Source organism: Litchfieldia stipae (assembly GCF_014837155.1).
Taxonomy (GTDB): Bacteria; Bacillota; Bacilli; order Bacillales; family Bacillaceae_L; genus Litchfieldia.
Genome location: NZ_JACYHA010000002.1, coordinates 337,497 through 363,536 on the forward strand (window position 1 = coordinate 337,497; position 26,040 = coordinate 363,536).

General features: G+C 34.3%; 26 protein-coding genes and 2 pseudogenes. 11 read left to right on the plus strand and 17 right to left on the minus strand.

Annotation, left to right across the window (positions count from 1 at the left end; all coding sequences use genetic code 11):
* Positions 1-288 precede the first annotated feature (288 nt).
* The 5 genes from F7888_RS03850 (at position 289) to F7888_RS03870 (ending at position 4,410) form a co-directional block, all read left to right on the plus strand.
* Positions 289-1,770, plus strand: a complete 1,482-nt coding sequence (locus F7888_RS03850; RefSeq protein WP_191777338.1) for a phospholipase D-like domain-containing protein — start codon at positions 289-291, stop codon at positions 1,768-1,770.
* 190 nt (positions 1,771-1,960) lie between these two features.
* A complete protein-coding gene (locus tag F7888_RS03855) occupies positions 1,961-2,587 on the plus strand; it encodes a CBO0543 family protein (protein WP_225228581.1) in 627 nt (208 codons plus the stop codon).
* Positions 2,588-2,610: 23 nt separating this feature from the next.
* Positions 2,611-3,294: a DUF421 domain-containing protein gene (locus F7888_RS03860; protein ID WP_191777340.1), complete on the plus strand. Its 684-nt coding sequence runs from the start codon at positions 2,611-2,613 to the stop codon at positions 3,292-3,294.
* 717 nt (positions 3,295-4,011) lie between these two features.
* A complete protein-coding gene (locus F7888_RS03865) occupies positions 4,012-4,179 on the plus strand; it encodes a hypothetical protein (RefSeq protein ID WP_191777342.1) in 168 nt (55 codons plus the stop codon).
* Between the two features lie 9 nt (positions 4,180-4,188).
* The gene (locus F7888_RS03870) at positions 4,189-4,410 is read left to right on the plus strand and encodes a CBO0543 family protein (protein WP_191777344.1); all 222 of its coding nucleotides are present in this window, start codon (positions 4,189-4,191) and stop codon (positions 4,408-4,410) included.
* 157 nt (positions 4,411-4,567) lie between these two features.
* Here F7888_RS03870 and F7888_RS03875 read toward each other — a convergent pair whose 3' ends face one another.
* Positions 4,568-5,923: a transposase gene (locus F7888_RS03875; RefSeq protein WP_191777346.1), complete on the minus strand. Its 1,356-nt coding sequence runs from the start codon at positions 5,921-5,923 to the stop codon at positions 4,568-4,570.
* A gap of 365 nt (positions 5,924-6,288) precedes the next feature.
* Entirely contained in the window at positions 6,289-6,843 is a 555-nt protein-coding gene (locus F7888_RS03880; RefSeq protein ID WP_191777473.1) for a YitT family protein, read from the minus strand.
* Between the two features lie 391 nt (positions 6,844-7,234).
* On the opposite strand from F7888_RS03880, the gene F7888_RS03885 reads away from it, so the two are divergent.
* From F7888_RS03885 to F7888_RS03895, 3 genes are all read left to right on the plus strand, one after another.
* Positions 7,235-7,453 carry a hypothetical protein gene (locus tag F7888_RS03885; RefSeq protein WP_191777348.1) on the plus strand — a complete coding sequence of 73 codons (219 nt, stop codon included), beginning with the start codon at positions 7,235-7,237 and terminating at the stop codon, positions 7,451-7,453.
* 444 nt (positions 7,454-7,897) lie between these two features.
* Positions 7,898-8,170 (plus strand): hypothetical protein, encoded by a 273-nt coding sequence (locus tag F7888_RS03890; RefSeq protein WP_191777350.1) that lies wholly within the window; start codon positions 7,898-7,900, stop codon positions 8,168-8,170.
* Positions 8,171-8,572: 402 nt separating this feature from the next.
* Positions 8,573-9,808: an IS110 family RNA-guided transposase gene (locus F7888_RS03895; RefSeq protein ID WP_191777352.1), complete on the plus strand. Its 1,236-nt coding sequence runs from the start codon at positions 8,573-8,575 to the stop codon at positions 9,806-9,808.
* Positions 9,809-10,557: 749 nt separating this feature from the next.
* Here the strand turns inward: F7888_RS03895 and F7888_RS03900 are convergent.
* The 15 genes and pseudogenes from F7888_RS03900 to F7888_RS03965 form a co-directional block, all read right to left on the minus strand.
* Complete coding sequence (locus tag F7888_RS03900; protein WP_191777354.1) at positions 10,558-11,220, minus strand: CadD family cadmium resistance transporter; 663 nt, start codon at positions 11,218-11,220, stop codon at positions 10,558-10,560.
* 117 nt (positions 11,221-11,337) lie between these two features.
* Positions 11,338-12,090 carry a ZIP family metal transporter gene (locus tag F7888_RS03905; protein ID WP_191777356.1) on the minus strand — a complete coding sequence of 251 codons (753 nt, stop codon included), beginning with the start codon at positions 12,088-12,090 and terminating at the stop codon, positions 11,338-11,340.
* A gap of 70 nt (positions 12,091-12,160) precedes the next feature.
* Positions 12,161-13,588 (minus strand): dihydrolipoyl dehydrogenase, encoded by a 1,428-nt coding sequence (gene lpdA, locus F7888_RS03910; RefSeq protein ID WP_191777358.1) that lies wholly within the window; start codon positions 13,586-13,588, stop codon positions 12,161-12,163.
* A 113-nt stretch (positions 13,589-13,701) separates the two neighbouring features.
* Positions 13,702-15,867 (minus strand): heavy metal translocating P-type ATPase, encoded by a 2,166-nt coding sequence (locus F7888_RS03915; protein WP_191777360.1) that lies wholly within the window; start codon positions 15,865-15,867, stop codon positions 13,702-13,704.
* Positions 15,860-16,225, minus strand: a complete 366-nt coding sequence (locus tag F7888_RS03920) for an ArsR/SmtB family transcription factor (protein ID WP_191777362.1) — start codon at positions 16,223-16,225, stop codon at positions 15,860-15,862. Before F7888_RS03920 ends, F7888_RS03915 begins: the two co-directional genes overlap by 8 nt.
* A 693-nt stretch (positions 16,226-16,918) precedes the next feature.
* A complete protein-coding gene (locus F7888_RS03925) occupies positions 16,919-17,695 on the minus strand; it encodes a sulfite exporter TauE/SafE family protein (RefSeq protein WP_191777364.1) in 777 nt (258 codons plus the stop codon).
* A gap of 48 nt (positions 17,696-17,743) precedes the next feature.
* Positions 17,744-17,971 carry a sulfurtransferase TusA family protein gene (locus F7888_RS03930; protein ID WP_191777366.1) on the minus strand — a complete coding sequence of 76 codons (228 nt, stop codon included), beginning with the start codon at positions 17,969-17,971 and terminating at the stop codon, positions 17,744-17,746.
* Positions 17,972-17,994: 23 nt separating this feature from the next.
* A pseudogene (locus F7888_RS03935) lies at positions 17,995-19,108 on the minus strand (MBL fold metallo-hydrolase); the annotation flags it as partial.
* Positions 19,109-19,248: 140 nt separating this feature from the next.
* Complete coding sequence (locus F7888_RS03940; protein WP_191777368.1) at positions 19,249-19,824, minus strand: sulfurtransferase TusA family protein; 576 nt, start codon at positions 19,822-19,824, stop codon at positions 19,249-19,251.
* 52 nt (positions 19,825-19,876) lie between these two features.
* Positions 19,877-20,173: a rhodanese-like domain-containing protein gene (locus F7888_RS03945; RefSeq protein ID WP_191777369.1), complete on the minus strand. Its 297-nt coding sequence runs from the start codon at positions 20,171-20,173 to the stop codon at positions 19,877-19,879.
* Between the two features lie 23 nt (positions 20,174-20,196).
* A complete protein-coding gene (locus F7888_RS03950; RefSeq protein ID WP_191777371.1) occupies positions 20,197-20,559 on the minus strand; it encodes a rhodanese-like domain-containing protein in 363 nt (120 codons plus the stop codon).
* Positions 20,560-20,593: 34 nt separating this feature from the next.
* Positions 20,594-21,073 carry a DsrE/DsrF/DrsH-like family protein gene (locus F7888_RS03955; RefSeq protein ID WP_191777373.1) on the minus strand — a complete coding sequence of 160 codons (480 nt, stop codon included), beginning with the start codon at positions 21,071-21,073 and terminating at the stop codon, positions 20,594-20,596.
* A gap of 51 nt (positions 21,074-21,124) precedes the next feature.
* Positions 21,125-21,355, minus strand: a pseudogene (locus F7888_RS22455) (sulfurtransferase TusA family protein).
* A 76-nt stretch (positions 21,356-21,431) separates the two neighbouring features.
* Positions 21,432-21,692 carry a metal-sensitive transcriptional regulator gene (locus F7888_RS03960; protein WP_144454610.1) on the minus strand — a complete coding sequence of 87 codons (261 nt, stop codon included), beginning with the start codon at positions 21,690-21,692 and terminating at the stop codon, positions 21,432-21,434.
* A 410-nt stretch (positions 21,693-22,102) separates the two neighbouring features.
* Entirely contained in the window at positions 22,103-22,630 is a 528-nt protein-coding gene (locus F7888_RS03965; RefSeq protein WP_191777375.1) for a GrpB family protein, read from the minus strand.
* Positions 22,631-23,010: 380 nt separating this feature from the next.
* On the opposite strand from F7888_RS03965, the gene F7888_RS03970 reads away from it, so the two are divergent.
* Genes F7888_RS03970 through F7888_RS03980 form a run of 3 tightly spaced genes read left to right on the plus strand, consistent with a single transcriptional unit; the run spans position 23,011 to position 25,873 of the window.
* A complete protein-coding gene (locus F7888_RS03970; RefSeq protein ID WP_127738745.1) occupies positions 23,011-23,568 on the plus strand; it encodes a recombinase family protein in 558 nt (185 codons plus the stop codon).
* Between the two features lie 57 nt (positions 23,569-23,625).
* Positions 23,626-25,071 (plus strand): Mu transposase C-terminal domain-containing protein, encoded by a 1,446-nt coding sequence (locus F7888_RS03975; protein ID WP_191777377.1) that lies wholly within the window; start codon positions 23,626-23,628, stop codon positions 25,069-25,071.
* Positions 25,064-25,873: an AAA family ATPase gene (locus F7888_RS03980; protein WP_191777380.1), complete on the plus strand. Its 810-nt coding sequence runs from the start codon at positions 25,064-25,066 to the stop codon at positions 25,871-25,873. Before F7888_RS03975 ends, F7888_RS03980 begins: the two co-directional genes overlap by 8 nt.
* The last annotated feature ends 167 nt before the right edge of the window (positions 25,874-26,040 follow it).

The following is a 26,040-nucleotide window of genomic DNA, read 5'->3' on the forward strand; positions in this document are numbered from 1 at the left end:
TAGTGCCTCGCCCCCCTGTTGGAGTCTTTTTAACATCGAATATACTTAGTCAGCCGCAGCAGAATTACGGAATATATTGGGATTAATATAGAAGAAATGTAAAACGGACCTCCATTTTTGTTTTTCGATCCATTTCCAACGTTTAAATTCCTGTGACAAAATAAACTAATTACAAAATTATTTTGGGTGTCTCATAATAAAAGGTATCTAAACAATTCCTTCGTATTCCAAACGTATACTCGCTACATAGTTTGGACATGTTAAGAGAAAAACTAGGGGGAATTTTAGTTGGAGTGGATTTTTTATCTATACCTGTTAAATACGTTCTTTATCTTATTCATAGCCATTTGGGAAGTTCGTAGGCCAGCCAAAGCTTTAAATTGGATAGTTATCGTCCTTGTCTTGCCTGTCATTGGTTTCTTACTATATCTTAGCATATCAAATCCCAAGCTTATTCATCGGAAAAGATTGACCTCTTCTCATAATGAGCCTGATAAGTTACCCGATACATATAGTGATTCAGCGTTGATAATCGCCGATGCTTTAAGGTATTTTACTGTAGGCGGGCTTCGAGTCGGCAAAGTCCAAGTACTAAACAATGGAATAGCAAAATATGAACAACTTATCGAATCCCTACAAAAAGCCCAAAAAACCATTGATCTGGAATATTTCATCTATCGGAACGACCAAATTGGTAATCGCATCACAGAACTGCTGATCGAAAAAGCAGTAAATGGAGTGCGGGTTCGTTTTAATAGAGATGGTTGGGGAAGTAAAAAGTTTCCGCGTCAACAAATCCTTCAGATGGTGGAAGCAGGGATAGAATGCCGGACAATATTTCCTTTACGCTTTCCCTGGATTTTATCAAATTGGAATTATCGGGATCATTGTAAGATTGTCACGGTCGACGGAAATAAGGCTTTTACCGGTGGCATGAACGTAGGATATGAATATACAGGATTGAATCCTGACGTTGGCTTCTGGCGGGATACTCATTTACAAATAACAGGAGAAGCATCAGTCGATTTGCAGACTGTCTTTGACGTTCATTGGAATATTGCTGTGCCGGAACGGATAAAATCGAAAACAAAATCTGAGGTAACGAAAATCAATCCAATCAGAAGAGTAGATCTTTCCAGATCGTCAGCCGAATTGGGGTCAGAGGTGAGTACCATAGATGGTAAAGAGTTGGACTTATACCCAAAGTCAGGGACATTTCAAAAAGCGTACATCCATACGTTGGAAGGAAACCCTGGAATTCCTACCCCAGTTATTCGTCAAGCTTACTTTATATGTATAACACAGGCGACCAAAACCATTGATATAACAACGCCCTACTTTGTACCAGAAACAGATATTATCATGGCATTAAAGACAGCTGTGGCTCGTGGTGTACGCGTAAGATTACTTGTTCCTCGCCATATTGATAAAAAAATCGTGGGCTTTGCAAGTCGTACCTATTACGGGGAACTTATAGAAGCTGGAGTCCAAATCTACCAGTACGATAAAGGAATGTTACATGCGAAACTGATGATCATTGATGAGGAAATTGCAGAAGTAGGCGCAGCAAACTATGATATGAGAAGTTTTCGCCTTAATTATGAAGTGTGTCAAGTCGTGTACAGTGCTAATGTGGCAAGGGAACTCACAGAGCAGTTCGAGAAGGATCTTACTGATTCTGTACCATTAAAAATTGAAGACTTGTTGCAACGATCCCTGACCGAGCGCATTGTTGAACAGGGTTCTCGCGTGCTTTCTCCATTATTATAAGTGGATGTATCCTGTTTTTATTGTTCTATCTTAAATCTAGATTTTACAAATTTCTTCATTTAAAATCTTTCTGTTCATTTGAAAAAAATTGAAAACCCATGTTAGAAGATCTTTCAACATGGGTTTTTTCTTATTTATGATGAAAATTCATTACTAAAAACGGTAATACTAAAAAGGCAGCTCAAATAGTTTGAATTTAAAAGTATCTGAGCTGTTACCTTTTAATTTAAATATAGAGGTGATTCCAATAGATAATATATTTGAAAATCTTAAGGAAATACGTTTATTAGAAGATAAGCTGTATCATTTAGAATTAAATGGTTGGCTAACAAATGAGTTTTTAACTTGGGAATGGTGGATACTAGTCGTTTTTTTAGTTGTGCCTTGGGCTATATGGGCTAAACTTGTTAAACGAGACATTATTTTAGAAATTTTGCTATTTGGTACCATAATTATCTTGACAACAACCTTATTAGATATAGTTGGTGCACAATATCGTTTTTGGGATTACCCCATTGCATTCCTACCTATTATTCCTCGGGCCTTTCCTTTTGATTTTTCAATGGTACCTGTAGCTTATATGTTGTTATATCAATATTTTAGAACATGGAAATCTTTTGTTTTAGCCCAGATCATTATGGCACTAACATATGCCTTTATAGGTGAACCCTTTTGCGAGTGGATCAAACTTGTTAATTATTTAGAGTGGAGATACAGATATTCATTCATATATTACATCATTGTTGGAATTGTAACTCGAGCTTTAATACTAAGACTAGCCTCTTTATCTAAACCTCAAGATCTTCCAACTAAGTAAAATTGAAATTGGAGGAAAAAACTTTGGAAGAAGTTAATATTGGTTTACTGACGATCAAAGTCATCGTTGGTTTTGTCACTTTATTTTTTATCATTATCATAACAGGCAGAACATCCATCTATCAGTTAACCCCGTTTCACTTAGTTTTTGTGTTAGTACTTGGAGACTTTTTAGGAAATACCATTTATGAAGATAAGGTAGGGATTTTTCATTTTTTATATGCCATCGGATTGTGGACACTTCTTATGTTGGGAATAGAGTTTATGACTCTAAAAAATAAATCGACACGTTCCTTCTTATTAGGCAACCCTAACATTATCATTCGAGAAGGCGTTATGGACAGAAAGTTACTTAAAAAGAATAAATTGGATATAAATCAAGTATTGAGTTTACTTCGACAAAATAATGTTTTTTCGGTTCGCGAAGTCAAATACGGTATATTGGAAGCTAATGGGCAAATAAGTATATTATTAAAATCCAAGTATCAAAAACCAGAAAAGCAAGATCTCAATCTTCCAGAAAGTCCAGTAGATCTCCCAACAACGTTAATTATAGATGGGGAAATTTTATGGGATAATTTACATGAACTCGGATTTGATCAACAGTGGTTAGATAACCAATTAACTACCAATGAATATGATAATGTAAAGCGTATACTTTACGCAGATTGGCGAGAAAGTGAAGGCATACATATAAGTCCTAAATAAAATTTGTTAGGATAAGAGCATATCAATTTTCTTGGTGCGCTAAAGAAATTGAAGAATATCAGATCATCCAGTCTATCCCTGGTATTGGAGAAAAGATTGCGCATCTATTTCTACTGCTAATTTCGATAGATGCTCTTGATATTGAAGAACAATGTTGATAAACATTTTTAGGTTAAAGATATGGCTTTGGTAACAAGTAGGGGGTGAACAGTTTTGCGGACGGGATCAAGTCCCACGGGCGCTACGTTCTACCCCGACTACCGTTATAATAAGACCTTATAAGAAAAGGTCAACCAGAAATATCTGGCTAACCTTATATTACGATCGGGCGCTTTAATGAAGTAACTAAAGCCTAAATTTTCACTTATAACACCGAAAAATTAGACTTTTTATATTTTGATTTCCTTAACGTTGTAAATCCGCATTTTCCTAACGCTCCCCCTTCTTTGAAAAGCTGATTATGATACACTACAGAACTATACGCATCATATATACCAAAAGAGTATATAAATGGAAATAGCCTTAAACAGGTGAATTGTATTTGGTTTTTTTACCTCTATCAATAAAACCTTTCTAACATGAGTTGAAAAAACTATTCTTGTATAAAAATACCCTACGATGCTTAGAATAACTCTATTGGTTATGATTCCCTTTCCTTAATTATTAATTAATGGATAGTTATATTGTGAATAATAACTAAAAAAGGAGCATTAAGAAATGCATGGTGGAGTGGAAGAAGTTGAACAGTTATATAAGAAAACCCATGAAGTAAACAATGAACTATTTACCTTGTGGATAGATCATGTACTTTTCATGTGGCAATGGTGGATTGGTGTAAGTTTAACCATTATTCCTTGGATGTTATGGGGGTTATTTCGAATATGAGAGAGTACAATGCGTCTCTTAACATCTGGATTTTTTATTATTTTTATTTCAGCTTGGTTGGATTCACTCGGAGTTCAACTAGGGTTTTGGTACTATCAATATGCAGTTGTCCCATTTATTCCTTCTTCAATCCCTTGGAATACTTCTCTTTTACCTGTATTTGTTATGTTTTTAATTCAAATTAAAAGCGAACCTAACCCATGTATAAAAGCCCTCATTTTGCAACAATAAGTGCTTTTATTGGCGAACCAGTTGCGATCTGGATAAAATTATATGACCCAGTAAATTGGAAATACCTTTATTCTTTTCCTATATGAATCAATTTCATAATTGCTATTTTTACAAATGAATTTAGTATCCCTATGTGAATTGGTTGGTTTTTAAAAAATTAAGCTGCTTTTTGTTGCTCGTTTTCCAATTGTTTATTGATACGATCTACTGCAAGTTTTGAAGCGTTGTATACCAAAGTAACTAAATTGAAATGCAATTTTGCCTTTTTTCCAGTGCGATGTCGAATATTATTAAGCTGAAAAAACTCCTTCAGATAGGCATTTACTCTTTCAACAGCAGTTCTTTCAGCAAATAAGTGTTTCCATTTTTCAGAGCCCCGTGCAGGTGCTGTATACTTTCGAAGATCTAATTCAATCTTTACTTTGTATATTTTTTGGCATAGGGAATCAGCAGCCAAAGGACAATCAATACACTCTTTAGGTCGAGTATATTTTAGTGCCTTATACTTCTTATCGAAACTATCATAGCGATAAGAGTGTTCTCTAACGCAAGTAGGAGCGAAGTATTGATCAAATCCTTCTATCTCACCTTCTCTGCGTCGGTTATATGCAATAATTGATTGGGCATCCATTCGAAAAAGTTGCTGATAAATAGGTGTGTAATCATACCCAGCATCCATAGTTCCATACTTAATGGTTAGGGGCAATGTTTCTATTCCCTTTAATAATGGAATAGCAGCTTTGCCGTCATTAAGATTACCAGAACTCATAATAGATTGAAGAATATATTGGCTCTTGGTGCCAACAGCTAAATGAGCTTTGTAACCAAACCAAAACACATTTTTACCCTCACTATTTTTCTTGATTCCCCAAGCTGGATCAGTCGGAATTTCATTCCGAAGTTCTTCTAAGGAGCTGTCTAGTTGATCGGCGATGGGCTTTTCGTAAAGGGATTTGGTTTGTTCTTCTTCAAGTTTTTGTTGGTCATATTGTTCTTTTTCTTCTTTCTTTTTCCGACCACGTTTTTTGGGTTCGCGTTTTGGCTTTTTCTCTTGAGTAGTAGCTTGATCTCTAGCTTCAAAATGACTAGCATCTATCGCAACATTTTCGTCAGAAACAAAGCCTTCATTAATGGCTTGTAGAAGAATTGTTTCATTCATGTTTTTTATAACATCAGACCCCGATAATCTAGAAACCAGTCGAGAATAAGATGCTTCAGACGGGATATCATCTGATACCAAAAAACCGCACTCAAGTCGAAAAATGATGTCATGTTTCAAGCGTTTTACAAGGTCTTTAACAGTCGGTATACGCTCAATAAGTCTAGCGACCAAAGAATAGATCATTGCAGCGTAGTTCAACTCAGTTGGTGCACCTAGCCAAGCCTTTTTAGATACAACATAAATAGCAGAATCCATGTCAAGTGTAGAAAAAATAGCATCAAATCGTTGGGTAGGTCTTAAATCATATAAATCTTGGATGCTAAAAAGGCTTTCTTGTCTTATAATAGGCATAGGGAGTCTTCCTCCAGTCTTAGAGTTAGTTTGGTCACTTACTCATTTCGACATTTTGGGGAGGTACTCCTTTTTCTATTGTCTGGAGGCCTTGAGCCCGTAGGGCTCAGATTTATGAAATTGATTCATATACATTGTTTTATTTTTATTTTAATTTCTCACCATATATATTACAGAAAATCGTTTAAATAAGCTTAACATAGATCTATTTAGGAAAAAGTTGATTATCCAGGCATCGTATACCCCTTAAAACCCGACTAAGCCATGCTTTATTCGGGATGCTTCCCCATTCTGCTCTCGGCATAAGATTGGCGTAGTATGAAAGTACATTCTACATTTTTTGTCCTAACCCTGTTTATATTTTCTTAGTTATTGGATGGCTTAACTATCAAAGATGTAATGATTCCAATAATACAAATAGTAAAGCAAGAAAAAATAAATGCCTTTAACTCTAACATATTAAACGCCACAGTTACAATTAGACCATCTATCAAGAAAATAACAACCCCTATATTTAAGGAAAACGTTTCCGATATAAATTGGGCTAGCAGGTCTGTCCCTCCAGTGCTTGTCTTATAAAGAAGCATAATACCTACTCCTACTCCAATAAATACTCCACCTAATAACACGCTAGTAAAGGCAGAAAGCAAAAACTGTGTTTTTAAAGGTGCTAACCTATCTATGAAGATAGAAGTAACAACCAAACCTAGAAAGCTATTATAAAAGTAAGTACGTTCATAAATCCACGCATATATACATAAAGGGATACTTAAAAGAAACAACGTTAAACCTGTTGGAAAACCAAAGTAATAATGTAGGATAAGAGCAATTCCTGTAATCCCTCCATCTAACAAATGATGAGGAACTAAAAATCCATTTATACCTATACTAATTAGTAGACTACCTATAAAAATTACCATTGCTTTCTGAAAAATATAAATCACCTTATATCATTTATTTATCATTAATATATGAATTAGCAGGCGATTTAAGCTGTATTTATTTTATTTTTATTCGACGAAGGACAACCCGCAACGAAAGGATCTTTTGGAAAAAAACATTCTAGGCGTTCTGAAGCCCATTCTTTTACGGTATTTATTCGGTAGACCTCTTTATAAAACATTTAGGTTGACTATTATTTGATACACTATTGAGGCTATATCCTATATAGATATCCTTCAAACTGTTGAAATTAATGTAGCAGTTAGAAACCCGTTAGTCAGTTATAATTTTCAAAAAAAAATTGAAGATAAAATATTTTTTCTGAAGCATACTATATTTTGTACTAAACACAAAAGGGAGGAAATAAACATGGCTAATCAAATTGATACTAATAAATTGAAACAAGCAGAGGCAGTTACTTCTATTGTAAAAGATATGATCACTTCTGCAATTGAACAATCTGCTGCGAACACCACACTTGCTTCAGAAGCATTAAAACAAGCATCAAATGAAGTTGCACAAGTACAAACATTAATTAGTCAAGTACAATCGCAGATACAAACTCAATCTTCCATATCAGAAGAATAAAGTCTGTGAATCTTTTCTAGAAACCCTGTCCCCCTCTGACAATATTTAATACAAAACATAATTAAATTCGGAATCCCTTCGAAGGGGTTTGAAACTTATCTCAACCTTTTGAATTAGGTTCCGAACTCTTGATAGATAAGCGTTCGAAACCTCTAGCATACATTTCACAGAGGTTAAGTTATATTCTATTTGTAAACATATATCTGATAGCATACCTATGTTATCAGATATATTTAATTTAAAACGAAAAACATAAATTGGCATTTCACTTACATATATGTACATTTTTAAGCTTAGATTATTTAACTAGGAAGGAACTTATTAAAAACTTTCTGAAGTTATATCAAACATTGCCAAGCATATTCAAATACTTGAAGGTAAATATTAAATTTGGATGGAGAATCCTTATTCACTTTCCAAATACAATCGAGGAAGTGTTTGATAATGAATAACCCGGTGAACAATCTTTTTAATATGGGAAGAAGACAAAACCTTTTCAATAACAGAAAAAGAAACAATCGTGGAGTTTTATGGACCTCTTTGATAGGATTAGGAGTCAGTGTAGCTGCTTGGGGTTTAAGAAGAAATGGAAACAAGAATATGTTGGCACCTATCCAAAATGTCATGAAAAACGGTCGAATTCCGAAAATGGCTACTGTTATAACAGAGTTTTCAAAAGAATTAGTACCGAATAAAAATAAAATCACAAATAAATAAGGTTGATTATGAAACGGGGGTTTTGGAACTACTTTTTTACACTAAAATGAACAAACGACTGTCACTTTAGGAGTTATTTTTCATTTAATTTAAGTGCTAATTTACACTAAAATACTCTTATATTGAAGCATCTTATTTTACTAACGCCCCCGATCGTATTATAAGGTCAGCCAGAAAATATTTCTGGTTGACCTTTTTTTATATCGATATATGATAATCGTAGCCAGGGTAGAACGTCCGCCCCCGTGGGACTAGATCCCGTCAACTAAACCGTTCACCCCCTACTTGTAGAAACATGTTTGAGGCTGGTTGAGACTTGATCTCGTATAACAAGCGAAGCTGTGATACTGCATTAGGGATATAGGGGTTACTGGCAAAGAATTCAAAGGAGGAGATTTTAGAATGAATCCAGTAGTGGGTCTGGATGTGTCAAAAGGTGAAAGTCAGGTTCAAGCATATTTGGATAAAGGGAAGCCATATCGTAAGGGATTTAAAGTTTCCCATACTCTTGAGGGGCTGAAGGAACTCTTCGATTTCCTGGAAGAAGTTAAAGGTAAAACTGGTATTCAGCCACCTGTAGTATTAGAGTCAACAGGACACTATCATTCCCCTGTTGTGTACTATTTAGAGAATCGACATTATTTATTAATAATTGTAAATCCATTAGTCTCGTATCGAGCAAAAAGTTCAAGTTTAAGAAAAGTGAAAACTGATCCAATTGATGCCAGACATCTCTGCGAGCTGTATTACAAAGAGGACCTAGAGCCTTATAAAAAACGTGGCATTCAACTCTTAAACCTGCGAAATTTGACACGACAACACGAAAATGTCACAGGTATCTATGTACAAACTAAGCTTCTGTTTCAATCTATTTTGGATCAAGTTTTCCCTGAATATAGAGGAGTTTTTGGAGATTTGCATTCGATTGTTTCTTTGAAGACACTTTTAGAATATCCATCGTCTGAGGATATATTAATGGCTAGTGAGGAACAGTTAGCTACTACAATCAATGATTTATGTAAAAGCCGTTCTCTACAATGGGCAAAGGATAAGGCAAGCATGCTTAAGGCTGCAGCCGCACGCAATCCATTTGAAAAAACAATTTATAAAAGTCATTTATTAAGCCTAAACATGTATATTGATATGCTTCTTCAATACAAAGGGCACCTATCCAAGTTGGAAACTGAAATAGATGCCCTAGCAAAAGAAATTGAAGAATATAATATCATCAAATCTATTCCAGGAATCGGTGAAAAAATCGCGGCAACGATTATATCCGAGGTCGGTGAAATAGATCGATTTACAAGTCCCAAAAAACTTGTCGCCTTTGCGGGCATTGACCCTAGTGTCTTTGAATCAGGTAAATTTAGAGCTACACAAAACCGTATTACTAAACGCGGTTCAAGTAGGCTGCGTCATGCTTTATATATGGCAGTCGGAGCAGCCATAAGAGACAAGCGTAAAGCACGGACAGATGAACAACTCCTTCCTCGAAACAAGAGATTAAGAGAATATTACGATAAAAAACGGGAGGAAGGTAAACCCTATAAAGTCACTATAATTGCTTGTGCAAATAAACTTTTACACTGGATATATGCACTGTTGAAAAACAAATCTACTTTCCAAGATATAGCGTAATTAAAAAGGAAAACCAATGTGACCAAAACTTTCCAAATAGTGAAATTGGAAGGTTATTTGGTATGCATAAATTTAGTATAACATGAAAGATTTAAAGATTTTATTGAAAGATATTGACAAACTATTAGCTGGTTTTGTTTAAGTGTAAAACTTCACAAAATCAGTCTATTTCTAGAGATTTTTATTAGAAGAATGTTCCCTTTTTTATTAAATTGAACTTATCAAAAAGAGTGTTAATCTATAAAAAAGATTAACACTCTAAAGTTGATGTTTTCTAGCTTAAAATACATTCTTCCCTACTATAAAAGGGATAAAGACAGTATAATTTGCACTTTACTCTCTATTCCCTTTTAATGAATTACATTTTTTTTTATATTTATAAAAAATAGAAAGATTTATTAAAAATAATTCTCTATACTGATAATTTATTCAAAAAATTTGCTGAAAAAGTTATCTTACTCATAATATCTCCTAGTCTCATATCTTAAGTTTAGTATATAAAAAAATACCTGTAGATGAAATCACTCTTTTATGAGTGTCCTATCTACAGGTACCAGTTTAATGTCCCTGCTCTCTGCTCTTTTTTATAATGATATAATCTATTTTTCTGTTAGGGTTCCTTGCAAGCGAATCGGCACTACAAGCCTTAAGAATAGAGCTACACCATACTATAAAGTAATAGAAAAGACTTAATAATAAACTCAGCTAAAAGATTACACTGATACCGTAAGGAGCCTTTGGGTTTGAATTTATTTGAATAGATTTGACAGCGCGCTAAATGTTTCATTTTCTAACATAATATATATTCCTAATCCTATAAACACAATTGGAATAATCCATCGACCGTATTTCTCAAGTGTTTCAGAAACATATCTGAATCTTGCTAGACGATAGCCTATAAAGCACCAGACCCCAACCATTATAAAGAAAGTAACAACTGTAATGACCAGTTGTTTGGAATCTAAAGTGGAAAAGAACGGAACATAAATACCAATATTGTCTCCACCATTAGCAAATGTGATAAAGGCTACACTTAAATAAAATTTATTAAATTTGTTTAAATTAGAAAGAATATCCCCTTCATCTTCATCTTCACCTTTTATAAACAGTTTAACTCCTAAATAAATCGGAATTAATCCTAGTAAACCTACCCACTGATCAGGAATAAGGGTTACACCAAATGTTGCTAAAAGGCTGATTAAAACTAAAAGCGCAAAACCAAGATATTGGCCAACGATTATATCTCTAGGGTAAATACGGTTGCCCTTCGGCTGCATGTTAACCGTTCGGCCATTACTTGCTTTAGCTTGTGTCCTTGCCTGAGAGAACAGCAACATCAAGATAAAAATATCATCGACATTGGTTACTATAAAAGACCCTAAAGCAGAGAAAATGGTTAAAATTAAATTCATTTGTATCAACTCCTTCATATATTCATAAACAATCAAACAATATATTTTTATAGATTATATTAACCAGTTTAATCGGATTATTTTTCATCTAATCATTTCAAAATAACTTGTAAAACTCTAGTGTACGACTGGAGCAATTTGCTTCAATATCCAATGAAGTAGAAAATATAATATAATTCCCATAAAGAAGAAAAGAATAATTGGTCGATCTTCAGTTGCACTTACAACAGGTAACAAATCAGCCGTAGCTATATAGAGAAAAATACCTGCTGTAAGGGATAGAGTAATGGAAAGGAGACTGTTATTTACCGTAAAAAATTGAGTTAAAGACAAGGCTACAATCGCACCCACTAGCGTTGATATTGCCAGTAAGAAAGCTGACCCGATTGCCTTCTTCTTGCTTCCCAAGCTTGTAAATATGATAGAAGAAATCGTTAAACCATCTGGAATTTTATGTAGTAAAACACCAATCAATACAACAAATCCGATTCTTTCATCTATCTTAAAACTGGCCACAATTGATAATCCATCAAAAAACGTGTGAATCAACATTCCTAATAAGGCACCAAGGGTTGAACTTTTAGAGTGAGAATGTTTATGGATTTCTTCTCCGAAATGAAAATGCGGAGCAAGAAAATGTTGAAATAGGAAAATTAATCCAAATCCAATAACAATATATACAGCACTTGATTCATGCATTTCTAATGCTTCTGGTATTAAATCTATAATTGCAATGGTGAAAAGTATTCCCGCACTCAGGGCCATTAATCCATTCAAGCCTCTTCTAGACCAGTTTTTTTTAAGAAAGATCACAAGGCCACCCAAGACATTTGCGAAAGCTGCTGTTAAAACATAGAACAAAATATCCATTAGTCCCCCACCCTATTAATAAAAAGTTCAACCTGCACTTATCAAAAGTGCAGGTTTGCCTGCATTCACATTATTGTTTTTTATTGAGCATGTGAATAGCATGTCCCATAACCCCTTCAGCTGCTTCCATGAGTGGTTCGGGTAAAGTTGGGTGTGCATGAATTGTAAGGCTAAGATCCTCTGCAGTTGCTCCTGACTCAATTGCAAAAACTGCTTCAGCAATAAGGGATGATACTTCTGGTCCTACCATTTGTACTCCTAACACCCGATTAGTTTCCTTATCCGCCACAACTTGTACAAAACCATCGGCATCCGAAACAGATAAAGCTCTGCCGTTAGCTTGGAATGGAAAACGACTAGAAACGGTTTCATATCCTTCTTTCTTTGCTTCCTCCTCCGTTAAACCTGTATAGGCTACTTCTGGATCGCTGAAAATCACAAAAGGCATTGCCTGAAAATCTATCACACTCTTTAACCCACTTATCACCTCTGCAGCGACCTTACCTTCGTAACTCGCTTTATGAGCAAGAAGATAACCACCAGCACAGTCCCCGATTGCATATACATGTTCAACGTTTGTTTGACATTTATCATTTATCTTAATAAAACCGCGTTGGTCTAATTCAACCCCGATATTTTCCAATCCAATTTTCACTGTGTTCGGTTTTCTTCCAATGGAAACTAAGCAGTAATCGCCTTTAATAATCTCTTCCTTTCCATTTACCTGAACATGCACATTTACTTCATCGCCTGTATTTTCTCCGCCTTGGACTAAAGCATTCGTAATAACTGTGATTCCAAGTTCCTTTAAATGACGTTTTACTACATTTGTAAGCATAGAGTCCGTACCTGGAAGTATTGTATCTGATCCCTCAAGGATTGTCACTTTAGCCCCGAATTTGGCATAAGCAGTCCCCAATTCCAAACCGATATAACCACCCCCTACTACAACTAAATGTTTGGGTACTTCTTGAAGCATCAATGCCTCAGTCGAAGAGATGATTCTTTTTTTATCAAATGGCATACTTTTTAACTCTGTAGGTAAGGATCCTATCGCAAGGATTAAATCTTTGTAGGAATAGAATTGTTCTTCATTTTCGATTCTAATTTTTACAGTATTGGAATCAGTAAGATAAGCTTCCCCACTAATAACCTCCACTCCATTGCCTTTCAGCAAAGTCCGAATCCCATTTGTTAGTTTATTCACTATACCGCCCTTCCACTTCACTACTTCTGGCATATCAATTTCAACATCACCAGAAACCTTTATTCCCATTGAGTTGGCCTGCTTTATGTGTTTTACTCGTTCAGATGCGCTGATAAGAGCTTTGGAAGGTATACATCCACGGTTAAGGCAAACTCCTCCTAACTCTGCTTTATCCACCAACACCACTTTTTTTCCTAACTGAGCCGCACGTATGGCTGCCACATAACCTCCTGATCCTGCGCCTATAACTAACAAATCTAGATCCTTTTCCTTTTTCGCTTCAATAGTCATTTCGATTTCCTCCTTCGATGATTTCATTCTGAATGAAGAGAATTTTTAATTAGACTGAGATTTTTACTATTTAGAAAAGGGCTTTCTAATCTGTCTGGAAAGCCCTTTTTCCTTTATTCTTTCACTTTCATAAGTCGCAAACTATTTAACGCTACCAGAAGGGTTGCTCCCATATCTGAAAGGATGGCTATCCAAAGTGTTAACCAACCTGGGATAACCAAAAGCAAGGCAATAAATTTAATAGCAATTGCAAAAGTAATGTTAGCTTTGATTATATTCAGAGCTTTTCGACTAAGTTTTACAGTGAATGGAAGTTTTCTTAAATCGTCTCCCATTAGAGCGACGTCTGCCGTTTCTAAGGCCGTGTCTGTTCCAGCTCCACCCATTGCAATTCCAACTGTGGAAGCTGCTAACGCAGGCGCATCATTGACACCGTCTCCAACCATGGCTACGTTTCCGTACTCGGACCTTAATTGTTTAATATAGTCTAATTTATCCTGAGGCATCAGTTCTGCTTGAATATCTGATACTCCGACATGCTGACCGATTGCATTTGCAGTACCTTTGTTATCACCTGTAAGCATAATGGTTTTTTCGATTCCAAGTTGATGTAGTTTTTGAATGATTTCCTTACTTGATTCACGTACTTCATCTGCTACCGCAATAAAACCCAGTATTTCTTTTTCAGTTCCAATGATCATAGCTGTTTTACCTTGATTTTGAAGAGTAGCAACATTTTGCTCTAAGTTATGATCAAAATTAGAGGTTGATAATTCTTTAAAGAGTTTTGGATTTCCAATATAATAAGTCGTTCCGTCTATAGTCCCCTTAATTCCTTTACCTGTAATGGAAGAAAAGTCATCTACGACAACATTAGAATAAGAAATATTACTCTCTTCTGCCCTTTTCATAATGGCTGAAGCCAGAGGATGCTGAGAACGATACTCTAATGCAGTAATGATAGAAAGCAATTCATTTTCTTTTATCTTATTGTTCACTACATTAAAATCAGTTACAACTGGGACCCCTCTTGTTAATGTACCCGTTTTATCGAATGCTATAGCTTTTATGGCACCCATTTCTTCTAGATACACTCCGCCTTTTACAAGGACCCCTTTTTTCGCAGCATTCCCAATTGCTGAAACAATAGAAATAGGAGTCGATATAACCAACGCACAAGGACAACCAACAACAAGAACAGCTAATCCTTGATAAACCCATGTTTCCCAACTGCCATCAAAGAATAAAGGTGGGACTATAGCAACCAATGCTGCAATGATCATAATGATTGGTGTGTAATATTTCGCGAATTTATCAACAAATGCTTGCGAAGGAGCACGTTCTCCTTGTGCTTCCTCTACAAGATGAATAATTTTAGAAATCGTTGTATCTTCTACTAGTTTCGTTATTTTTACTTCAAGTAATCCTTCTTCATTTAAGGTACCTGCAAATACTTCATCATCAACCGTTTTCTCAACAGGGACTGATTCACCTGTAATAGCTGCTTGGTTAACGGCAGAGTATCCACTTACAACTACACCATCCATAGCAATCTTTTGACCAGGTTTTACGATCATGATATCCTCAACAGCAATATCATCAACATGAATCATTATCTCTTGTCCATTACGTCTAACTAGTGCCTCTTTAGGAGCGATATCCATTAATGAGCGAATCGATTGTCTTGCTCTATCCATAGAAAATCGTTCAAGTGCTTCACTAATTGCAAAGAGTATAACAACAAGGGCAACTTCAGCCCATTCACCTATAATGGCACCACCTATAACAGCTACTGTCATAAGGGTTTTCATGTCAAAGTCAAAATGAATCAAGTTTTTTAAACCGACTTTAAAGAGTGATAATCCTCCGATTAACATAGATGCTACAAATAATAATGTAGTAACAATATTCTCATCCCCATTAACAGATGAGGAAAGGTAACCCAAGACAAGAAATAAAGCTGAATAGAGTAAAGTGCTGTGTTTTTTATAGAACGGCACTTTTTCTTCTTTTTTAACCACTTGCACCTCTTGATTAGCTTGTCGTACAGGTTTTTCAGGAGCTATTTTAAGATTTTCAAAAGCTCCTGCCTTTTCTAGTTCTTCAATCGTTGCATTTCCATAAACATCAATTTTAGAAGCCCCAAAATTCACTTTTGCTTCCTGTACTCCTGGAAGTTTTTTAACATTATTTTCAAACTTTCCTGCACAACTTGCACAGGTGAACCCTTGAACACGATAAACACTTTTTTCAGTATCTAATGCTTTTACTTCAGACAATTTTTACAACCTCCTTCTGATGTGTAAATGCAACCTTTATTAGTTGCTTTACATGATCATCATCTAATGAATAGTAGACTAACTTACCTTCTTTTCGATATTTAGCTAATCCAAGATTTTTAAGTAACCTCAAATGATGAGATGTTGTAGCAGTTGTAGCACCAACAATATTCGCTACATCACAAACACACAATTCATCTTCTAAAGAGAGAGCAAACGCAATCTTAATCCTAGTATCATCCGATAAAGCTTTAAAAATTTTGGCTACTTCCAAAGGATTTTGTTGGAGTAGTTCATTTTTACCTTTTTTGACTTTTTCCTCATCTATACACGTAACTTCACATGAGTCATTTTGCAAATTTTTAACCTCCTCATATCATTCAAACATTCATTTGAATATTATATTAACTAAACAAACACAAATAGTCAAATATATATTTGAATGTAATTTATATAAATAGCATGTTTTTTTAGTTTGCATTCAAATAATTATTCCTATAACAGAATTTAATTTCCTTTTTATGTTGGATACACTAGAGGCAATATTGTCAGTATGCAGTTTTAAAACACTCAAAGTTTTCTACTGTAAAAAGCTCATTTAAAAAAATGGTGTTACACTTAACGTGGAGGGGATCCTTTTATGGATAAAACAGGAATAAAGGACTGAAGTTTACAGAAAAATTTAAAATAATCGCTGTAAAACTATACAAAGAAGGAAACAAAAAGCTTATAAAACCTTATCGGAAAAGCTATGTCTCCAAGCTCAACACAATTAAAGAAATGGGTATTGAAACGTCTTGTTTTACCAACACCCGCGATAGCAAAATGCAGGTAAATAAAGGTTGTCTATTTAAGAATGGGTATTCTCGTAGTTGATAATCGTTATACATCCAATAATATCGAGAAAAACCACACCTATATAAGTTTTATACATTTAACTTCTCTTATCCTATCCGCTCTTGACTGCAAAAAACTGCAGATATTTGCAGTTTTTTAGGTTGTTCCCTTGTATCCTTATATTGGCAGAAGCCATTAAATATAAGCTTTACTTTTATAAGATAGATAGCCAAGTCTTCAATGCCGTTGCTAAAATTAGCAGCCCCATTGTTCCTTGTAACACTTTTGTGTTCATTTTTTTCCCCATGTTGGCACCTACAGGTGAAGCAATCAAACTCGCAACAACCATAATGAATGCAGGTAGAATTGGTATGTGACCCGTTACAATTTTTCCAGAAACTGCACCAATGGATGAGATTAATGTAATGGCTAAAGAAGAAGCAATCGTCATTCTTATTGGTATTTTTAATACTACAAGCATGATGGGAACTAATAAAAATGCACCTCCCGCACCTACAATCCCAGCTCCAATCCCCACTAAAAATGCAAACAAGGAGGCAGACAATTTATTAAAATTGACTTGTTCAAAATGAACATTATCGATTCCTTTTTTAGGAACAAACATCATAATAACTGCAATAAGAGCTAATATTCCATAAACGATATTTATTCCACTTTCCGGCATGTGAGAAGAACTAAAACCTCCAATAAGGCTGCCAATTAAAATCCTTATTCCCATGTAAATGATTAACGTTTTATTTAGAAAACCACCTTTACGATAAGCTAAAACACCGCTAAGAGTCGCAAAAAAAACTTGTATGGCTGTAATCCCCGAAACTTCATGTGCTGTAAAATGCCCTACCCCTAACATTACTGGTATATAAAGCAACATAGGGTAGTTGATTATGGCACCACCTATTCCTAACATACCAGAAATAAAAGAACCAACAAATCCAATAACAAAAATCGTAATTATAAGAGTAATATCCACGTCGTTCACCTCTTTAGAAAAAGGGAACGCTATTGGTTCCCTTTATTTTCAACCCTTTTTAATCCAAAATTTTAATACTCCATTTACTTCTTCGTGTTTTAATAACTCTTGTACACCTGATTTAGTCCAAGCTGTTAAATCGTTTATTGCTCCTTTATCGGTTGTATGGACTTCTAATACCTGACCTGTTTCAATTTCTCCCATTGCTTTTTTTGTCTTTACAATCGGCATTGGACAAGCCAACCCTTTAGCATCTAATACTTTATTTGAATCCATCTCATATTCCTCCTATTTTAAAATTAACGAACTGCACAACGGTTTGGTCCAATTTCCATCTCCCGTTGATTCTCTAAGTCCGGACTAATTTTCCCCATATTTGTTTTACGAATTTCCTGATAAGCGTTTGGTTGTGGTGGTAAGTTTTCTGTTACTAATTTTCTAAATTCCTCTTCATTATCGATATTGAGTCCGTGATTTTCTTTAAACAATCTACCAAGGTTTTCTGCAACACTACCATCTTCATTCAACTCGTCTATGATCATGAAATGTGCTGGTAGGACCATTAGTTCTTCTGACAATTCTTTGTAGCGTTGATATAAAGTTTCCCTTAAATCACCCACCCAGTCTTCTGCCATACCTGCAAGGTCAGGTCTTCCAATAGAATCAATAAACAAAATATCGCCTGAAAGCAAGTATTTTTTATCCACAATAAATGAAGTAGAACCAATCGTATGACCAGGGGAATACAAAGCTGCAATATTAATGGTTGTGTTACCGATTGTTATATCATTACCGTCTTCTAATGGTTGGTAAGCAAAAGTCACTTCCGTTGCATCCTTTGGAGGTAACCAATAAGTAGCACCAGTATTCTCAGCAATTGTACGTCCTCCAGAAATATGGTCAGCATGAAGGTGTGTATCAAACACATGTGTAATTTTCGCATTCTTACTTTCGACAAAATCAAGATAGATACTCGCCATACGTGTTGAGTCGATTATTGCTGCTTCCCCTTCCGATAACACCATGTAGGAAAGACAGCCTTTACCAACTCGAACAAATTGATAAATTTCGCCACCATCATTTAAATCACCTATTTTAACCGGTTCTAAATGTTCACTCCATTCTTTCATTCCACCCTTAAGATAAGACACATTTAAACCGGTATCTGATAGCATTTCTGCCACCATCACAGATGACCCTTCCTTTGCACAAACCACTAATACTTCTTTGTTAGTGGGGATTTTACCTATAATGTCTTCTACTCCATCAAGTAATTCAAAATAAGGAACATTTAAATATTCAAAGTTTTTTCCCTCAATCTTCCAATCGTTAAAATCACTTTCATTTCGAACATCCAGAATAAACAACTCATCTTTATTCAAAACTTTTTTCATCACATCTTTTGTAGTCATTACATTAACAGCCACCCAAATACCCCCTATGGTATTTTTTATTTTAAAAAAATATATTCATTTAAAAAGTTAAAATAACATTTTCATTCATCGCAAATTCCAAAAATGTTACTGCTCCTCCTACTTCCATTCCACCATTATTCAATCATTTATACTGCTTGTTTTTCCATTCCATTGACTCATTCCTGGTTCAACATTAATAACTTTTGTAAATCCATTTTCGGATAATTTTTGTGCAGCAAGATCGCTACGATTTCCTGTTCGACAAACTACGTAAATTTCATCATTTTTGTTTAAATCATTTAATTTGTTTTCCAATTCACCCAATGGAATAGAGATAGCATTAGGAATATGGTTAAAAGCAAACTCAGCAGTTTCTCTGACATCAATAACAACAATGCTTTTATTTACTTCTATCTTCTTCTCTAGTTCTTCATTATTAATAACTTTTGGGTGTTTTTTTTCATTTGATTCTTCATTAGAAGATTTACGCAGATAATGCTTCAGTACTTCCCCTTCTTCAATAGTTCCTAGATAGTGATGTCCAGTGCTTTCAGCCCATGCTTTCATATCTGCCTTAGAGCCCTTGTCCGTCGCTTGAACTTCTAGTACTTGCCCTGCCGCTAAGTTATTCATCTCTTTTTTTGTCTTAACGATTGGCATGGGACATGCTAAACCTTTTGCATCTAAAATTGTATTTGCATTTAAGTTTTCCATTTTTTAAGCCTCCATTTTTTACTCCCAAAGGGTATTATTTAATTTCAAAAATTTATTCTACTTTTCCTTCCCAAGCAAGCATTCCACCAGTCATATTTATCACATTAAATCCATAATCTTCAAGGAATTGGGTGGCACGACCACTTCTTGCTCCAGAACGGCACACCATGATATATTCTTTTCCTTTATCTAATTCATGCATGCGAAACTCAACTAAACCTAAAGGAATATTAACGGAACCGGAAATTTTCCCTGTAGATACTTCATCCACTTCTCGTACATCAATAATATTCAAATTCTTCTCTTCGTTTAATAGAGTCTCCACTTCTTTTACAGTCATTTGTTTCATTATTTAATCCTCCTGATGTTTATTTAAAACCATGCACTCATGCCACCTTTGACATTGGTCACGTTTTTAAATCCTAACCTTTTTAGGACTTTACTTGCTCGTTGACTTCTCATTCCACTTTGACAAATTACGATAACTTCTTTTTCCTTTGAAAGTTCTTTTTCTGCAATTTGAGCAAGTTGTTGAAGTGGTATATTTTTAAAACCTTTGATATGATTCCCTTTAAACTCTCCATTTGTTCGTACATCAACAAATTGCTTGTTCTTATTATTTAATTCTTTTCTTAATTCTGTTGTGGTAATGTTGGTAACTCCTTTTATCGGTAGTAACTTTTTCAAAATAAAGAATATTAATAACACGATAACAAGATAATTTAAATAGGCCATTCAGTAACCTCCTTTATACATGGAAACTTTTTAGTTATATAAACAGGTTAATATTACCTTCCTCGGCATCTGCTAAATAAGCAGCAACTCCTGCATATTCAATGTTATTTAATAGTTCTTCCTCTTTAAGACCTAACAAATCCATTGTCATGGTACAAGCCACAAGTTTCACATCTTGTTCTTGGGCCATTTCAATTAATTGAGGCAGAGACATAGCGTTATGCTTTTTCATAGTATCCTTAATCAGCTTAGGACCAAATCCAGCAAAGTTCATTTTGGAAAGCCCCATTTTACCAGCACCTCTAGGCATCATTTTGCCAAACATTCTTTCCATAAACCCTTTTTGAACCGGAATATCTTCATCCTTGCGTAAGGCATTTAAGCCCCAAAATGTGTGGAAAATAGTTACTTCATGATCATAAGCAGCTGCCCCATTAGCTATAATATAGGCAGCCATAGCTTTATCGTAATCACCACTAAATAGAACAATTGTTGTTTTTTTCTTTTCTGTCATGTCATTACCCCTCCAATAGTTGTACACATACCTGTATGGGTATTTGTAAATCTAAAAAATTTTTTCCTTTTTAATACAAAACTTCAACACACCATTTTCTTCATTCTGGCTTAATAATTCATAACCTACCGTACTAGACCATGAAGTGAGATCATTTTTACACCTTATCTGTAGTATGCTTTTCTAAGATCTGACCAGATTCAAGTTCGGTCATAGCCTTCTTTTTTCATTTGGCATTGGACATGCTAATCCTTTTAAATCTAACATTTTATCTATTTTCATTATTATTACTCCTTACTAATACGGTTACCCCTACGGGTATAATAATACCAAAAAAAGAGAAGGTGTCAACTCTTTTTTATCTACTTTTTACAAGTAGGTTTACAGCTTCTTTTACTAACTCCTCTGTATTCTCCCCATTTTTATCAGCTTCCCGAACACATTCAATTAAATTTGAACTAACAATTAATCCTATTGTTCGGTCAATTCCAGTTCTTGATGCAGATAATTGTGTAATCACTTCCTTGCAATCTTTATTATCTTCCATCATTTTCAAAATTCCTCTTAACTGTCCTTCTATACGTTTTACTCTATTTTTTATTTGTTCATTATAATCCATTATTACTCACTCCCTTTTTATAGTTATAGATAATAACTATTTAATAATGCAACTTATAATTTATTGTTTTATTTTTTACATTTTTATATTAAAATTTTCATTTATATCGTATCACCAGATGAAATATATTCACTGACAAGCTTTATAATATACCCCATTAGGTATATAGTCAATGATTAATTTTTAAAAAAAGACCGCCATTAGAATAGCGGTCAAAAGGGATACACAGGGTTTTAAGAAGTAATTCCCGTAGTAAAGAACTACTTTATCGCCTATCGCTCCTAAAAGAAATTAAAATACGAAATCTTTGTGAATATAATCACTTAAACTAATCTGCCATTATAGTGCCATAAGAAAATTATCAAAAGGGCATTAATCCTTATTAGATCAAAGCCCTCGATATTTCACAACTATTTTCTTTTTCCGTATATTTCACTTACGAATTGTTCCTTATAGTCGGTGTATTCATCAATTCCACCATCTTTTTCTTTTACAAACTCAATTTTTATCCTTTTGTATTGTTCACGTGCTGTTTGGTTGGCATTTAAGTAATCCCTAAAGAAGATTAAATTTTTCCAGAGGTCTTTATTATATTCAACTAAATGAATAAAGTGGGTCTTTTCTTCGTAGGATTCATCAGTAAACTTTGCAAGTACGATTTCGTTTGGACGTTGTACTTGAAGTTTTAAAAACCCAGCTTTCTTTAGTCCTTGAAAAATAGTTTTTTCAACATTTTCAATATCATCTACACCCACAACTAAATCCAATATTGGTTTTGCAACCATATCCTTAATAGCTGTGCTTCCTATATGTTCAATTTGTTTTTCCTGAATAGGGGTTGAATTTAGAATATCCTGTTTCACCCTATGAAACTCTTTTTCCCATTCAATGGTATGTGTTTCTAATCTTAACTCATCACGTTTTAGTCCTAGTTTCATTTTAACCACCTCATTCTAAGGGTAACTTAAATGATTCGGCACTGTTACTTAAAATCCTTCTTCCATTAAACTTCCACTCTAATTCCATAAGTAAGGAACAAGCTAATTTCTTTTAACTTATCCTTACATAAATTTCCACACCAAAAGAATATAGAGCTATTTCCATTTTATAGGGTCTTTCCTAATTTATATTTTCCCTTCTAAAAAAAACATCTTCTTGTAACAAAAACGGTCATTTTTGTTACAACGACCGCTTTATAAATAATTTGAAGTATAAATAGCATTCTAGTTGTAACAAAAATATGTAACAAAATTAAAATGTAACAATACTATTTTTATACCTTTTTTGATACAATTAATCTGAAAAGGAAGTGAATTTCATGAAATTTGGTTATATGAGAGTTTCCACTATGGATCAGAATTTAGATCGTCAGGAACAACAATTAGTAGAATTTGGATGCGAGAGAATTTTTTTCGAAAAAGTAACAGGTGCGAAACGAAATCGGCCAGAATTAAATCAATTGTTAGAATATTTACGTTCTGGGGATACAGTTGTAGTTACAGATCTTACTAGGCTATCTCGTTCTACTAAAGACTTAATAGAGATTGCTGAACTAATTGCAAAGAAGGGTGCAAATTTAAAAAGTTTGAAAGAATCCTGGCTTGATACTACAACAGCCCATGGAAAAATGCTCTTTACTGTTTTTGCAGGTATTTCACAGTTTGAGCGTGACTTAACTTCTGAGCGAACAAAAGAAGGAATCCTGGCTGCAAGAAAACGAGGGAAAGTACCTGGGAGGCCGCCTATTGATAATGAAAAGATAAATTTTGCTTTTTATTTAATGGAACAAGGTATAACACTTTCTGAGGCAGCAGATAAAGCTGGAGTATCCAGAATGACTCTTTATCGCAAAATGAATAAAACCAATAATGATTAAAAATAGGAATAGAGCAACTAGTAATTAGTTGCTTCCATTTCTGAAGGAGTTGTTTATATGAGTGAACTTCCCCCACTAACTTCATTTTCAGAAGAACAAAGACAAAAGGCTATGGATAAATATTGGTTGATTGCTCCTTATCTTAATCAAGAAAAAACACTGAAAGCTATTGCTGAAGAAACTGGCATTACCAAACGAACACTTCATAATTGGATTAACAAGTATAACCATTTTGGACTAAGGGGTCTGATTCGTAAAGGTCGTACCGATTCAGGAGATTTTAAAGTTGAGAATAATGTATTGGAAGAGATAAAGAACCTAATATTCAATCATAGAAGGAATTCGGTCTCTTCTATCCATAGAAAAATATGTGAAGTATGTAAAAAGAAAAATTGGAAACAACCTAGTTATTATCAAGTCTATTCCATTTCGAAATCTCTTTCACCCAGTCTTAAGAAGTTAGCCTATGAAGGGAATAAAGAATATAAAAACAAATATGATTTGATATATCGACGTGAAGCAAACTACCCCAATGAAATTTGGCAAGCTGACCACACTCTACTAGATATTATCGTGTTAAATGAAAAGGGAAAACCAGAAAGGCCTTGGTTAACAATTATCTTAGATGATTATAGTCGAGCAATTGCTGGGTACTATTTATCCTTTGAATCCCCCACTGCAATAAACACATCATTAGTTTTACACCAAGCAATATGGAACAAAGGAAATCGTGATTGGCCAATATGTGGCATCCCAGAAAAATTCTACACAGATCACGGAAGTGATTTTACCTCCAAACATTTAGAACAGGTAGCAATTGATTTGAAAATTAACTTAGTCTTTTCGACTGTAGGTGTTCCTAGAGGACGAGGGAAAATTGAAAGGTTTTTTCTAACGGTAAATCAATTGTTTTTGCAAGATTTACCTGGTTATTTAGGTAATCAAACCACCCAGTCCCTTCTCACAATTAAAGAACTTGATGAAAAATTTTCAACCTTCCTTATATATAAGTATCACCATAGGATTCATGGCACAACAAAAAAAGAACCAATACATTCTTGGAATAGTTCAGGATTTTTACCTAATATGCCAGAAAGCTTAGAAACTTTGGATTTATTATTACTAAACGTAGCAAAACCAAGAAAAGTGCATTCTGATGGTATCCATTTTCAAGGCATGAGATATATAGATACTAATTTAGCTGCGTACGTTGGTGAAACTGTGATTATTCGTTACAATCCAAGAGATATTGCAGAAATTAGAGTATTTTATCAGGATAAATACATATGTACTGCCATTTCTCCTGAAATCTCTGATTATACCGTAGATCTTAAAGAAATTGTTTCTGCCCGAAATAAAGTAAGAAAAACTTTAAAGAAACAACTAGAATCTAGAAAATCTGTCATAGAAGAAGTTAGAGATTCCAAACAAGAAGAATATACAATCCGTCCAGATAGACCTGATAAAAAGAAGTCAAAACTAAAGAGGTATCTAAATGAATAAGGAGCAAAAATTTATTGAAACAAAAGAATATAAACGTTTTGCAGAATTTTGTGATGCTTGTATCAAATATAAATATATAGGTATTTGTTATGGGGTTCCAGGTGTCGGAAAAACCTTATCTTCAAGGTATTATACAAATTGGGATAATATAGAGAAGCAAATAGCTTATAAAAAAGCAGATGAAATTCCTTTAAAAACGGATGGAGCAATTCTTGAGGCCAACACAATTTTTTATACAGCTCCAGCAGTACGAGCTACTAAAATGACTGACAATATCAATACTTTAGGATTTAGAATAAATATGTCAAAGGCGATGTATAAACTACATACTACGGGCGAAGAAGAATATTATTCAGATTCCTATAAAGATATAGATTTAATCATTGTCGATGAAATTGACCGATTAAAACTGCAAAGTTTAGAACAACTTAGGGATATTTATGATCAAAACAACGTAGCAATGATATTAATTGGTATGCCAGGAATTGAAAAACGATTAGCTCGTTATCCTCAACTATACTCTAGAATTGGTTTTGCTCATGAGTTTGACAAACTAAGTAAAGATGAAGCTCATCATATACTAGAGTATAAATGGGAAGAGCTTGGACTTTCTATAAAACTTGAAGATTTTTCTGATTATGAAGCCATAAGCAACATCATAAAGATAACAGGAGGGAACTTTAGGCTTATACAGAGACTATTTACACAGATAGAGAGAATTCTTGAAATTAATAAACTTAATACTATAACTACAGATGTTGTTGAAGCCGCTAGAGATAGTTTAGTTATTGGAATTAAATAATAGTAAAAAAGCTATCCTTTATTATGGATAGCTTTTTGTATTAATGAAAAATAACTATTAAAATAAGTGAAAAATAAAACCAAAATTTACAACAAACGACTGTAGGTACCAAAAACTACCGTTAATGTTTATGTTTATGTTTATGTTTATGTTTATGTCAACGCTTA

What these genes read in the sequence shown, in the direction of transcription:
- F7888_RS03940 (WP_191777368.1), bottom strand. Translation starts at nt 19,824, where the DNA reads ATGGAAAACTTAAATGCAAATACAATTTTAGATGCAAAAGGTTTAGCA.
- F7888_RS03885 (WP_191777348.1), top strand. Translation starts at nt 7,235, where the DNA reads ATGGCTAATCAAATTGATACTAATAAATTGAAACAAGCAGAGGCAGTT.
- F7888_RS03880 (WP_191777473.1), bottom strand. Translation starts at nt 6,843, where the DNA reads ATGGTAATTTTTATAGGTAGTCTACTAATTAGTATAGGTATAAATGGA.
- F7888_RS03955 (WP_191777373.1), bottom strand. Translation starts at nt 21,073, where the DNA reads ATGACAGAAAAGAAAAAAACAACAATTGTTCTATTTAGTGGTGATTAC.
- F7888_RS03970 (WP_127738745.1), top strand. Translation starts at nt 23,011, where the DNA reads ATGAAATTTGGTTATATGAGAGTTTCCACTATGGATCAGAATTTAGAT.
- F7888_RS03905 (WP_191777356.1), bottom strand. Translation starts at nt 12,090, where the DNA reads ATGGATATTTTGTTCTATGTTTTAACAGCAGCTTTCGCAAATGTCTTG.
- F7888_RS03870 (WP_191777344.1), top strand. Translation starts at nt 4,189, where the DNA reads ATGCGTCTCTTAACATCTGGATTTTTTATTATTTTTATTTCAGCTTGG.
- F7888_RS03975 (WP_191777377.1), top strand. Translation starts at nt 23,626, where the DNA reads ATGAGTGAACTTCCCCCACTAACTTCATTTTCAGAAGAACAAAGACAA.
- F7888_RS03980 (WP_191777380.1), top strand. Translation starts at nt 25,064, where the DNA reads ATGAATAAGGAGCAAAAATTTATTGAAACAAAAGAATATAAACGTTTT.
- F7888_RS03890 (WP_191777350.1), top strand. Translation starts at nt 7,898, where the DNA reads ATGAATAACCCGGTGAACAATCTTTTTAATATGGGAAGAAGACAAAAC.
- F7888_RS03900 (WP_191777354.1), bottom strand. Translation starts at nt 11,220, where the DNA reads ATGAATTTAATTTTAACCATTTTCTCTGCTTTAGGGTCTTTTATAGTA.
- F7888_RS03895 (WP_191777352.1), top strand. Translation starts at nt 8,573, where the DNA reads ATGAATCCAGTAGTGGGTCTGGATGTGTCAAAAGGTGAAAGTCAGGTT.
- F7888_RS03930 (WP_191777366.1), bottom strand. Translation starts at nt 17,971, where the DNA reads ATGGATTCAAATAAAGTATTAGATGCTAAAGGGTTGGCTTGTCCAATG.
- F7888_RS03960 (WP_144454610.1), bottom strand. Translation starts at nt 21,692, where the DNA reads ATGGATTATAATGAACAAATAAAAAATAGAGTAAAACGTATAGAAGGA.
- lpdA (WP_191777358.1), bottom strand. Translation starts at nt 13,588, where the DNA reads ATGACTATTGAAGCGAAAAAGGAAAAGGATCTAGATTTGTTAGTTATA.
- F7888_RS03965 (WP_191777375.1), bottom strand. Translation starts at nt 22,630, where the DNA reads ATGAAACTAGGACTAAAACGTGATGAGTTAAGATTAGAAACACATACC.
- F7888_RS03945 (WP_191777369.1), bottom strand. Translation starts at nt 20,173, where the DNA reads ATGAAACAAATGACTGTAAAAGAAGTGGAGACTCTATTAAACGAAGAG.
- F7888_RS03950 (WP_191777371.1), bottom strand. Translation starts at nt 20,559, where the DNA reads ATGGCCTATTTAAATTATCTTGTTATCGTGTTATTAATATTCTTTATT.
- F7888_RS03865 (WP_191777342.1), top strand. Translation starts at nt 4,012, where the DNA reads ATGCATGGTGGAGTGGAAGAAGTTGAACAGTTATATAAGAAAACCCAT.
- F7888_RS03875 (WP_191777346.1), bottom strand. Translation starts at nt 5,923, where the DNA reads ATGCCTATTATAAGACAAGAAAGCCTTTTTAGCATCCAAGATTTATAT.